The organism is Streptomyces sp. NPDC090032, assembly GCF_044748025.1.
Classification (GTDB): domain Bacteria; phylum Actinomycetota; class Actinomycetes; order Streptomycetales; family Streptomycetaceae; genus Streptomyces.
Genome location: NZ_JBIVFF010000030.1, coordinates 16,934 through 28,303, shown reverse-complemented (window position 1 = coordinate 28,303; position 11,370 = coordinate 16,934). Strand labels below are relative to the sequence as shown.

The following is an 11,370-nucleotide window of genomic DNA, read 5'->3' as shown; positions in this document are numbered from 1 at the left end:
CAGATGTCCGACCAGCTCGACGAAGCGATCGAACAGAACGGCAAGGGCGACCTGGCCGCGCTGCTCGCCGGCGGCGACACCTGGACCGTTGTGGGATGAATCCCGGGGTCCGGGAGCGGGAGCAAAGGGGCTCCTGGCACCGCCTACCCTGGAGTACATGACCAGCAGCGACCGGAGCCAGACAGTGGACGTTCAAGAATCCAAGACGTACGAGGTGCGCACCTACGGGTGCCAGATGAACGTCCACGACTCCGAGCGGCTCTCCGGCCTCCTTGAGGACGCCGGGTACGTCCGTGCGCCCGAGGGCGCCGACGGTGACGCCGATGTCGTCGTCTTCAACACATGCGCCGTCCGCGAGAACGCGGACAACAAGCTGTACGGCAATCTCGGCCGCCTGGCGCCGATGAAGACGAAGCGGCCCGGCATGCAGATCGCCGTCGGCGGCTGCCTCGCGCAGAAGGACCGCGACACCATCGTGCAGCGGGCCCCGTGGGTGGACGTCGTCTTCGGCACGCACAACATCGGCAAGCTGCCGGTCCTCCTGGAGCGCGCCCGCGTGCAGGAGGAGGCGCAGGTCGAGATCGCCGAGTCGCTGGAGGCGTTCCCCTCGACGCTGCCCACGCGCCGTGAGAGCGCGTACGCGGCCTGGGTCTCCATCTCGGTCGGCTGCAACAACACGTGCACCTTCTGCATCGTGCCCGCCCTGCGCGGCAAGGAGAAGGACCGCAGGACCGGCGACATCCTCGCCGAGATCGAGGCGCTCGTCGGCGAGGGCGTCAGCGAGATCACGCTGCTCGGGCAGAACGTGAACGCGTACGGCTCGGACATCGGTGACCGCGAGGCCTTCGGCAAGCTGCTGCGCGCCTGCGGCAAGATCGAGGGCCTGGAGCGGGTGCGCTTCACCTCCCCGCACCCGCGCGACTTCACCGACGACGTGATCGCCGCCATGGCCGAGACGCCGAACGTGATGCCGCAGCTGCACATGCCGATGCAGTCCGGCTCGGACACGGTCCTGAAGGCGATGCGCCGGTCCTACCGGCAGGAGCGCTTCCTCGGGATCATCGAGAAGGTGCGCGCCGCGATCCCGCACGCCGCCATCTCCACGGACATCATCGTGGGCTTCCCCGGCGAGACCGAGGAGGACTTCGAGCAGACCATGCACGCGGTCCGCGAGGCCCGCTTCGCGAACGCCTTCACGTTCCAGTACTCCAAGCGCCCCGGGACACCGGCGGCGACCATGGAGGGCCAGATCCCCAAGGAGGTCGTCCAGGAGCGCTACATGCGCCTGGTCGCGCTCCAGGAGGAGATCTCCTGGGACGAGAACAAGAAGCAGGTCGGCCGCACCCTGGAGCTGATGGTCGCCGAGGGCGAGGGCCGCAAGGACGGCGCCACGCACCGCCTGTCCGGCCGCGCCCCCGACAACCGCCTGGTCCACTTCACGAAGCCGGACGCCGAGGTGCGCCCCGGTGACGTGGTCACCGTCGAGATCACCTACGCGGCCCCGCACCACCTGCTCGCCGAGGGCGACGTCCTCGCGGTGCGCCGCACGCGCGCGGGTGACGCCTGGGAGAAGCGGAACGCGGAACCCCAGCAGAAGCAGGGCGTCCTGCTCGGCCTGCCCTCGGTCGGCGTCCCGGCGCCGCTGCCGGCAGCCACGGGCGGCTGCGCCGTCAACTGACGGGCACCCCCTGCGGGCCACTCGCCGCGCAGTAGGCTGCCGATCATGCTTGTCGCCGCCGCCGTCTGCCCCTGCCCGCCCCTGCTCGTACCCGAGGTCGCCGCGGGTGCGGCCCCCGAGCTGGACGCCGCGCGAGCGGCCTGTGACGAGGCCGTCCGCGCGGTCCTGGCCGCCCGGCCCGACCTGATCGTGGTCGTCGGCGAAGGGCCGGTGACCCGCGCGCACGAGCAGGGGGCCACGGGCGGTTTCCAGCCGTTCGGCGTGGACCGTGAGGTCCGCCTCGGCGCGGCTCCCGAGAGCGCAGGGACGCCGGCGCACCGGTTGCCCCTTTCCCTCACGGTGGGCGCCTGGCTGCTCGACAGGGTCGGATGGACCGGCCCCGTGGAGGGCTTCGAGGTGCAGGGCGACAGGTCCTGGCAGGCCAACTCTGGGGACGGCGTGCGTCTCGCGGCGCGGGCCGAGCGCGTGGGACTCCTGGTGATGGGCGACGGGACGGCCTGCCGCGGCCTCAAGGCGCCCGGCTACGTGGACGACCGTGCGGAAGGGGTCGACGCGTCGATCGCGCAGGCCCTGGGCAACGGCGACCACGACGGATTCCTCGCGACCCTGGACGCGGACCTCGCCCGCGAACTCAAGATCTCCGGCCGTTCCCCGTGGCAGATCCTCACGGCTGCCTCCGGCGAGGGCCGAAAGTGTCGCGTCCTGTACGAGGAAGCTCCCTACGGAGTGGGCTACTTCGTCGCCGGCTGGGTCGTAGACGGAGCAGGACCGAAGTAGCACACGGCGACGGCCGCGGAGCCGGAAATGGGCTCCGCGGCCGTCCGTGGTCAGCTGGTACCGCGCGCCTCAGGAGGCGGGAGGCGGCGGCGGAGGGGTCCCGCCGTCCGAATCTCCGCGCTTCTCCTGACCCGGCCCCGCGAAGCGGTCCATCGCGTTCTTGGCCTTGCTCGTGCCTGTCCGGATCTGTTCGCTGTACTTGCCCTTGGTCTTCTCGTCGACCGTCTTCGCGACCTTGTCCATGCCCTGGCCGATCTTGTCCCCGTGCTGCTGCGCGAGGCCCGCGACCTTGTCCTTGCTGAGCTTGGCTTTCAACGTGTCCAGGATGCCCATGGGCTCACCTTCACTCGCGGGGGACTACTTACGGGCGCCCTCACCGGCCTCGTTGTCGGCGGCCTGCTCCGCGGACTGCTGCTTAGGGATCTCCACGGGCTCCGCCGCGGCGGGCTCGGGGGTATCGGCAGCCTCCGTGGATGCCTCCGTGGACGTACCCGGTGCTGCGGCGTCGGAGGCAGCGGAGGTGTCGGCGGCCCCGGAAGCCCCGGAAGCCCCGGGAGAGGAGTCCTCGGCCTCGGGCTCGGCCGTCAGAGTGGCGGCCTGCGCCTCAGTGGTCGACGCCTCCTCCGTGTCCTTCGACTTCCGGCGAAACCTGGCGAAAACACCCATTTCAACTCCATACGCTACTCGTGCGGGCGAAATCCCGCGTCGCCCGGTGCGTCCGTTTGCGTCGCCCGGGTCTGAGGTACTCGAAACCGGCGGCCGGAACCTCGCAACAGGGAACGACCCCGGACCTGTGGCGTCACGTAGCTCGTTCGGGAACAGGTCCTGAGGTTTGCGAGACTGGGGCGGTGAGTAGTGCAGCTCCCGCTCCGCGGGTCATCGCCATCGTCGGACCCACCGCGGCCGGAAAGTCCGATCTGGGCGTTTTTCTCGCCAGGGAACTCGGCGGCGAGGTCGTCAACGCCGACTCCATGCAGCTCTACCGGGGGATGGACATCGGCACCGCCAAACTGACGCCCGAGGAACGCGGCGGCATCCCGCACCACCTGCTGGACATCTGGGACGTCACCGAGGCGGCCAGCGTCGCGGAGTACCAGAGGCTCGCCCGCGCCGAGATCGACCGGCTGCTCGCCGCGGGACGCTGGCCCGTCCTGGTCGGCGGCTCCGGCCTCTACGTCCGCGGAGCGGTGGACCACCTGGAGTTCCCCGGCACCGACCCCGAGGTGCGCGCACGCCTGGAGGAGGAGCTCGTCCTGCGCGGCTCCGGCGCCCTGCACGCCCGCCTCGCCGTCTCCGACCCCGAGGCCGCCAGGGCGATCCTGCCGAGCAACGGCCGGCGCATCGTCCGCGCCCTCGAAGTCATCGAGATCACAGGCAAGCCCTTCACGGCCAACCTGCCGGGACACGAGTCGGTCTACGACACCGTCCAGATCGGCGTGGACGTGGCGCGCCCCGAACTCGACGAGCGCATCGCCACCCGCGTCGACCGCATGTGGGACGCCGGGCTCGTGGACGAGGTGCGCACCCTGGAGACGCACGGCCTGCGGGAAGGACGTACGGCGTCGCGGGCGCTCGGCTACCAGCAGGTGCTCGCCGCGCTCGCGGGGGAGTGCACCGAGGACGAGGCGCGGGCCGAGACCGTCCGCGCCACCAAGCGCTTCGCGCGCCGTCAGGACTCGTGGTTCCGGCGCGATCCGCGTGTCCACTGGCTCAGCGGCGCGGCGGCCGCACGCGGGGAACTCCCGGCCCGGGCAATGACGTTGATCGAACGACCGGTCACAGCCTGATCACGTGATGGCATCGGGACGCTCCGGCCGTCATCGCGGCCCCTGGGAGCGTGCCATCATCGACCATCGATCGACCAGTGGAGTCCGAAGTGGGAGGGCGCGTGGCGATGGAGGCCGGCCCTCGTGACACCGCACCCGGCGGGGAACAGCTGAGCCCTGACGGACCGGACGCGACCCCGGACGGTGTGATCGCCGACGGCCCCACGGCCGAGGAGCTCGCGTCGCAGGCTCAGGGCGCCGAGGTCGAGGTGGAGCTGCGCCCGCCGCGCCGCCTGCGCCTGTGGCAGCTCGCGCCCATCGTGATCCTCTCCGCGATCGGCTCCCTGATGTTCGCGTTCCCGCTCTTCTTCGAGTTCGGGGACGGCGGGGCCGTCGTGGCCATGCTGGGGCTCCTGATCAGCTCCTGCGCCGCCGGCTGGGGAATGATGGCCGCGCGTCGCGTCGGCTACACCTGGCCCGGCTTCCCGGCCCGGGGATCGGACAGCCGCCCGGACTGGCGGGTCGTCGGCACGTACGCGGTCGTGGTCGCCGCCGTCGCCGTCCTCGCCGTGTGGCGCGTCGCCCGCCTGCGCTAGGCAATACACCTGGTCCGCGTACCGGGCCACCCCGACGGGTTGTCGTCGCCACCCCGTACGATCGAGGAATGAGCACGCGGATCGCCTTCCTCAAGGGGCACGGGACCGAGAACGACTTCGTGATCGTCCCCGACCCGGAGAACGCCCTGGAGCTGCCCCCGACGGCCGTCGCGGCCCTGTGCGACCGCCGCGCCGGAATCGGCGGCGACGGCCTGCTGCACGTGGTGCGCTCCGCGGCCCACCCCGACGCCCGGCACCTGGCGGCCGAGGCGGAGTGGTTCATGGACTACCGCAACGGCGACGGCTCGATCGCCGAGATGTGCGGCAACGGCGTGCGCGTGTTCGCCCACTACCTTCAGCGCGCCGGTCATGTCGGCGAGGGCGACCTCGCGGTGGCCACGCGCGGGGGCGTGAAGAGCGTGCACATCGACAAGGAAGGCGACATCACGGTCGGCATGGGCAAGGCCCTGCTCCCCGAAGGGGATGTCACCGTCACCGTCGACGACCACAGCTGGCCCGCGCGCAACGTGAACATGGGGAATCCCCACGCCGTCGCCTTCGTGGACGACCTCACCCAGGCCGGCACCCTCTTCGCCGCCCCGCCCTTCACCCCGGCCACGGCCTACCCGGACGGGGTGAACGTCGAATTCGTCGTCGACCGCGGTCCCCGTCACGTCGCCATGAGGGTCCACGAGCGCGGTGTCGGCGAGACCCGCTCGTGCGGCACGGGCGCGTGCGCCGTGGCCGTCGCGGCGGCCCGCAGGGACGGCCTCGACCCGGCGGCCACGGGATCGCCGGTGACGTACACCGTGGATCTGCCCGGCGGGCGACTCGTGATCACGGAGCGGGCCGATGGAGAGATCGAGATGACGGGACCCGCGGTGATCGTCGCCGCGGGAGAGATCGACACGGACTGGCTGGCGGGTCTCGAAACCGTAAACCCCTGAACGTTCGCTCGAATGGGTGATCCGTTTCACGCTGGGCGAGAGGGGGACTGCTCCACGTGATGGGCTCGGTAGCATCAAGCACCGGCCCGGACGGGAACCCCGCAGACCGCCGCCGGTCGACGCAGCCGGAGGTGCTCATGAGTGCGGAGGCGACCAATCCCGCGACGCCGGGCCCGATCACACCGGGCGCGCAGCGCAGGCGCGGCCGTCCCCGGATCGACCTGCGCCGCATCGGAGCCGCCCTCCTCGGCCCCGCCGCCGGCAACCGGCTGCCCGACGCGATCGGCCACGTGGTCGAGGCCCACCGCGCCCACCACCCCGAAGCGCCCCTGGAGCCACTCCACCGGGCGTACGTCCTCGCCGAGTCCTCGCACCGGGGACAGATGCGCAAGAGCGGCGAGCCCTACATCACGCACCCGCTCGCCGTGACGCTGATCCTCGCCGAGCTGGGCGCCGAGACCACGACCCTGACCGCCTCCCTCCTCCACGACACCGTCGAGGACACCGAGGTGACGCTCGATCAAGTGCGTACGGAATTCGGCGAAGAGGTCGCGTATCTCGTCGACGGGGTGACCAAGCTCGAAAAGGTCGACTACGGGGCGGCCGCCGAACCCGAGACCTTCCGCAAGATGCTCGTCGCCACCGGCAACGACGTGCGGGTCATGTCGATCAAACTCGCCGACCGGCTGCACAACATGCGCACCCTCGGCGTGATGCGCCCCGAGAAACAGGCGCGCATCGCCAAGGTCACCGGGGACGTGCTCATCCCGCTCGCCGAACGCCTCGGCGTCCAGGCACTCAAGACCGAGCTCGAGGACCTCGTCTTCGCGATCCTGCACCCCGACGAGTACGCGGAGACCCGCGAGCTCATCGCGGCCAACGGCGCGCGGGGCGCCGACCCCCTCGCGGAGATCGCCGAGGACGCCCGCGTCGTCCTCAAGGACGCGGGGATCCCGGCCGAAGTGCTGATCAGGCCACGGCACTTCGTCTCCGTGCACCGGGCCAGACGCAAGCGCGGAACGCTGCGCGGAGCGGACTTCGGGCGCCTGCTGGTACTCGTCGGCGAGGACGCCGACTGCTACGGGGTGCTCGGCGAGCTGCACACGTGCTTCACGCCGGTCGTCTCGGAGTTCAAGGACTTCATCGCCGTACCGAAGTTCAACCTGTACCAGTCGCTGCACACAGCCGTGTCGCGCGGTGACGGCGAGGTCGCCGAAGTCCTCATCCGCACCCACCAGATGCACAAGGTCGCCGAGGCCGGCGTCGTCGCCCTCGGCAATCCCTACGCTCCTCCTTCGGAGGAGCAGGCCGACAGCGACGGGGAGCGCGCCGACCCGACCAGGCCCGGCTGGCTCTCCCGCCTCCTCGACTGGCAGGAGGCCGCTCCGGACGCGGACACCTTCTGGTCGACGCTGCGCGAGGACCTCGCCCAGGACCGCGAGATCACCGTCTTCCGGCCCGACGGCGGCACGCTCGGCCTGCCCGCGGGCGCCAGCTGCGTCGACGCCGCGTACGCCCAGTACGGCGAGGACGCCCACGCCTGCATCGGAGCCCGCGTCAACGGCCGCCTGGCGACGCTCAGCACAGTCCTGAGCGACGGGGACACCGTCCAGCTCCTCATGGGCCAGGACCTCGCCTCCGAGCCCTCCAGGGACTGGCTCGACCACGCCCGTACGCCCGCCGCGCGCATCGCCATCCGGCGCTGGCTCACGTCCCACCCGGCCACGCCCGAGCCCGAGCCCGAGGACAGCCGCGCCCCGGAGTCGGCCCCCAGGACGCCGCAGGGCGCCCCCGCCGGCCGCCCCGCCGAGGCGAACGCTGTAGTGGACCAGCCGGGCGCCACCGTCCGCCTCGCGGGCTGCTGCACTCCCGTGCCGCCCGACGCGGTGACCGCCTTCGCGGTACGCGGCGGGGTCGTGACCGTGCACCGCGCGGAGTGTCACGGCGTGGCGCGCATGAAGAGCGCGGGCCGTGCCGAGGTCGGAGTGCGCTGGGGCGACACCGCGGAGTGCCGGGTCTCCCTGATCGCCGAATCCTTCAGCCGGCCGCATCTGCTGGCCGATCTCACCGAAGCCATCGCCCTGGAGAGCGTCGCCGTCATCTCCGCGACGGTGGAACCGCCGACCCAGGGACGCGTACGCCACACGTACACGCTCCAACTCCCCGACGCGACAACACTCCCCGTACTGATGCGTGCCATGCGCAACATCGCAGGGGTGTACGACGTCAGCCGCGCGCAGCACTCCGCCCAGACCACCTCGTAGGGTCTCGTTCGGGTGGGTGTGGCGCGTCCGGCCGGAGTCCGGACGTGTGCGCTGGTAGCCGTAGTTCATGCTGCTCACCCCCCGCACCATCCGCATGGGCACCGCGCTCGTCGCCGCGGCCGCCTCCACCGCACTTCTCGCCGCGAGCGCCCCGCCGGCGGCCGTCCCGCTGGGCATCGGCGACCGGCTCTTCCCGCACCTCGGCAATCCGGGCTACGACGTGGAGTCGTACGACATCGCGTTCACGTACCACGGCGACAACAAGAAGCCGCTGGACGCCGTCACCAAGATCGAGGCCACGGCGACCGCCCGCCTCGACCGGGTGAACCTCGACTTCGCGCACGGAACCGTCCGCTCCGTCGAGGTCAACGGCAGTCCCGCGCGGTTCGAGACCAGCGACGAGGACCTGGTCGTCACGCCCGAGACCGCCGTCCCGGAGGGTGCCCCGCTGGAGATCACGGTGCGGCACACCAGCAACCCGGCCCCCGGCAAGGAGGAGGGCGGCTGGGTGCAGACCAAGGACGGTCTCGCCATGGCCAATCAGGCCGACGCCGGGCACCGCGTGTTCCCGAGCAACGACCACCCTTCGGACAAGGCGCTGTTCACGTTCCGGATCACCGCCCCCAAGGCGCTCACGGTCGTCGCCAACGGTGTGCCCTTCCTGAAGATGCGCCACGGCGCGGACACCAGCTGGTCGTACCGCACCCTCCACCCCATGGCCACCGAGCTGGCGCAGGTCTCGATCGGTCGCTCCGCGGTGCTGCACCGCGAGGGGCCGCACGGGCTTCCCGTCCGTGACGTGGTGCCCGCCAAGGACCGCAAGGTACTGGAACCGTGGCTCAAGAAGACACCCGCCCAGCTCGCTTGGATGGAAGGGAAGGTCGGCCGCTACCCCTTCGAGAACTACGGCCTCCTGATCGCCCAGGCCCAGACCGGCTTCGAGCTCGAGACGCAGACGCTCTCCCTCTTCGAGAAGTACATCTTCACGGAGCCGGCCTACCCCGCCTGGTACATCGACTCGATCATGGTCCATGAGATGGCGCACCAGTGGTTCGGTGACAGCGTCAGCCCCCGCACCTGGTCCGACCTGTGGCTGAACGAGGGCCACGCCAGCTGGTACGAGGCCCTCTACGCCCAGGAGAAGGGGCACCAGTCCATGGCCAAGCGCATGCGCGAGGCCTACCGGGCCTCGGACGGCTGGCGCGCCGCGGGCGGCCCGCCGGCCTCCCCCAAGGGCCCGAAGCCGGGCCAGAAGATCAGCATCTTCCGCCCGGTCGTCTACGACGGCAGCGCCCTCGTCCTCTACGCGCTCCGCCAGGAGATCGGCACCCCGGCCTTCGAGCGGCTGGAGCGCGACTGGGTGCGCACGCACCGTGACGGTACGGCGAGCACGGCGGACTTCATCAGCCTCGCCTCGCAGACCTCGGGCCGCGACCTCCAGGGCTTCTTCAGGGCCTGGCTGTACGGCAAGACGACGCCGCCGATGCCGGGCCACCCGGACTGGAAGTCGACGCCGGTGCAGAAGGCGAAGCCGGCCAAGGGCTAGGAGCGGGTGGCCACGGGCCGGGCGCCTGGCCTGCGGCGCACAGCCCAGGCAGGACAAGGCTTCGAGCCCGGCGCCGGCGGGCATTAAGTCGGATGACGAGACGGGCCGTGCCGTGCGACCATCTTTCAGGTCGGCGGCACGGACGCCCCGGGAATCTACGGACGCCCCGGGACGTTGTGTCAGTCGTAGGACCTCGCTGTCATGCGCGGACCGTCACCATTTCGAACCACCGCGACGTAAGGATCCAATGACCTCCTCTTCTTCCCCTTCCCAGGACGCGCAGAGCTTCGCGCAGAACAACCCCGAAGGTCTTCGGGCCGATGCCCTGATGGAAGAGGACGTCGCCTGGAGCCACGAGATCGACGGAGAGCGGGACGGCGACCAGTTCGACCGCTCCGAGCGTGCGGCCCTGCGCCGCGTCGCGGGCCTCTCCACCGAGCTCGAGGACGTCACCGAAGTCGAGTACCGACAGCTCCGCCTGGAGCGGGTCGTGCTCGTCGGCGTGTGGACCTCGGGAACGGTCAACGACGCGGAGAACTCCCTCGCCGAGCTGGCCGCACTGGCCGAGACCGCCGGCGCCCAGGTGCTCGACGGCGTCATCCAGCGCCGGGACAAGCCCGACGCGGCGACGTACATCGGCTCGGGCAAGGCCCTGGAGCTGCGCGACATCGTCCTCGAGACCGGAGCCGACACCGTCGTGTGTGACGGTGAGCTCAGCCCCGGCCAGCTCATCCACCTCGAAGACGTCGTCAAGGTCAAGGTGGTCGACAGGACCGCCCTGATCCTCGACATCTTCGCCCAGCACGCCAAGTCCCGAGAGGGCAAGGCGCAGGTCGCCCTCGCGCAGATGCAGTACATGCTGCCGCGGCTGCGCGGCTGGGGTCAGTCGCTCTCCCGGCAGATGGGTGGCGGCGGCGGTGGCGGCATGGCCACCCGTGGTCCCGGTGAGACCAAGATCGAGACGGACCGGCGACGGATCCGCGAGAAGATGGCGAAGATGCGCCGGGAGATCGCGGAGATGAAGACGGGCCGCGAGATCAAGCGCCAGGAGCGGCGCCGCAACAAGGTGCCTTCGGTGGCCATCGCCGGATACACCAACGCGGGCAAGTCGTCCCTGCTCAACCGCCTGACGGGCGCCGGAGTCCTGGTGGAGAACGCCCTGTTCGCCACCCTCGACCCGACCGTCCGCAGGGCCGAGACGCCCAGCGGCCGGCTCTACACGCTGGCCGACACGGTCGGTTTTGTACGGCACCTGCCGCACCACCTCGTCGAGGCGTTCCGCTCCACGATGGAGGAGGTCGGTGACTCCGACCTGATCCTGCACGTGGTGGACGGATCGCACCCGGCGCCGGAGGAGCAGCTGGCCGCCGTGCGCGAGGTCATCCGCGACGTCGGCGCCACGGAGGTGCCCGAGATCGTGGTGATCAACAAGGCGGACGCGGCCGACCCCCTCGTCCTCCAGCGGCTGTTGCGCGTCGAGAGGCGCGCGATCGCGGTGTCGGCCCGCACCGGGCTCGGCATCGACAAGCTGCTCGCGATCATCGACGACGAGCTGCCGCGTCCCGAGGTCGAGATCGACGCGCTCGTTCCGTACACGCACGGCCAGCTGGTCGCGCGTGCGCACGCCGGCGGCGAGGTGATCTCCGAGGAGCACACGCCGGAGGGCACTCTGCTCAAGGCGCGGGTTCACGAGGAACTCGCCGCCGAGTTCGCGCCGTACCTCCTGGCGGCGGCCGCGAGCTGACGCTCCGGCAGCAGCCGGGCATCCCGTACCGACGCCGAGGGCCCGCCCCCCA

Annotated in this window: 10 protein-coding genes; 8 read left to right on the top strand and 2 right to left on the bottom strand. The window is 71.1% G+C overall.

From position 1 onward, the window contains the following. The first annotated feature begins 157 nt into the window (after window positions 1-157). Together miaB and ACIPWY_RS39920 are read left to right on the top strand one after the other, a co-directional pair. Window positions 158-1,678, top strand: a complete 1,521-nt coding sequence (gene miaB, locus ACIPWY_RS39925) for a tRNA (N6-isopentenyl adenosine(37)-C2)-methylthiotransferase MiaB (protein ID WP_362907043.1) — start codon at window positions 158-160, stop codon at window positions 1,676-1,678. A gap of 45 nt (window positions 1,679-1,723) precedes the next feature. Then, a complete protein-coding gene (locus ACIPWY_RS39920; protein WP_393706181.1) occupies window positions 1,724-2,455 on the top strand; it encodes a class III extradiol dioxygenase subunit B-like domain-containing protein in 732 nt (243 codons plus the stop codon). A gap of 69 nt (window positions 2,456-2,524) precedes the next feature. Here the strand turns inward: ACIPWY_RS39920 and ACIPWY_RS39915 are convergent, their stop codons facing one another. Together ACIPWY_RS39915 and ACIPWY_RS39910 are read right to left on the bottom strand one after the other, a co-directional pair. Then, window positions 2,525-2,788 carry an antitoxin gene (locus ACIPWY_RS39915; RefSeq protein ID WP_362907039.1) on the bottom strand — a complete coding sequence of 88 codons (264 nt, stop codon included), beginning with the start codon at window positions 2,786-2,788 and terminating at the stop codon, window positions 2,525-2,527. 24 nt (window positions 2,789-2,812) lie between these two features. After that, window positions 2,813-3,121 carry a hypothetical protein gene (locus tag ACIPWY_RS39910; RefSeq protein WP_393706182.1) on the bottom strand — a complete coding sequence of 103 codons (309 nt, stop codon included), beginning with the start codon at window positions 3,119-3,121 and terminating at the stop codon, window positions 2,813-2,815. A gap of 182 nt (window positions 3,122-3,303) precedes the next feature. Here ACIPWY_RS39910 and miaA point away from each other — a divergent pair, with 182 nt between their 5' ends. The 6 genes from miaA to hflX all read left to right on the top strand — a co-directional run bounded on the left by miaA (window position 3,304) and on the right by hflX (window position 11,318). Further along, window positions 3,304-4,242 carry a tRNA (adenosine(37)-N6)-dimethylallyltransferase MiaA gene (gene miaA, locus ACIPWY_RS39905; RefSeq protein ID WP_362907035.1) on the top strand — a complete coding sequence of 313 codons (939 nt, stop codon included), beginning with the start codon at window positions 3,304-3,306 and terminating at the stop codon, window positions 4,240-4,242. A 107-nt stretch (window positions 4,243-4,349) separates the two neighbouring features. Continuing rightward, window positions 4,350-4,817: a hypothetical protein gene (locus tag ACIPWY_RS39900; protein WP_362907064.1), complete on the top strand. Its 468-nt coding sequence runs from the start codon at window positions 4,350-4,352 to the stop codon at window positions 4,815-4,817. Between the two features lie 68 nt (window positions 4,818-4,885). Continuing rightward, complete coding sequence (gene dapF, locus ACIPWY_RS39895) at window positions 4,886-5,764, top strand: diaminopimelate epimerase (RefSeq protein WP_393706183.1); 879 nt, start codon at window positions 4,886-4,888, stop codon at window positions 5,762-5,764. A gap of 137 nt (window positions 5,765-5,901) precedes the next feature. Further along, window positions 5,902-8,028 carry an HD domain-containing protein gene (locus ACIPWY_RS39890; RefSeq protein ID WP_362907031.1) on the top strand — a complete coding sequence of 709 codons (2,127 nt, stop codon included), beginning with the start codon at window positions 5,902-5,904 and terminating at the stop codon, window positions 8,026-8,028. A 67-nt stretch (window positions 8,029-8,095) separates the two neighbouring features. Further along, on the top strand, window positions 8,096-9,574 hold the full coding sequence (locus ACIPWY_RS39885) for a M1 family metallopeptidase (RefSeq protein WP_362907029.1): 1,479 nt from the start codon (window positions 8,096-8,098) through the stop codon (window positions 9,572-9,574). 247 nt (window positions 9,575-9,821) lie between these two features. Continuing rightward, the gene (gene hflX / locus ACIPWY_RS39880) at window positions 9,822-11,318 is read left to right on the top strand and encodes a GTPase HflX (protein WP_362907028.1); all 1,497 of its coding nucleotides are present in this window, start codon (window positions 9,822-9,824) and stop codon (window positions 11,316-11,318) included. Window positions 11,319-11,370: the final 52 nt, after the last annotated feature.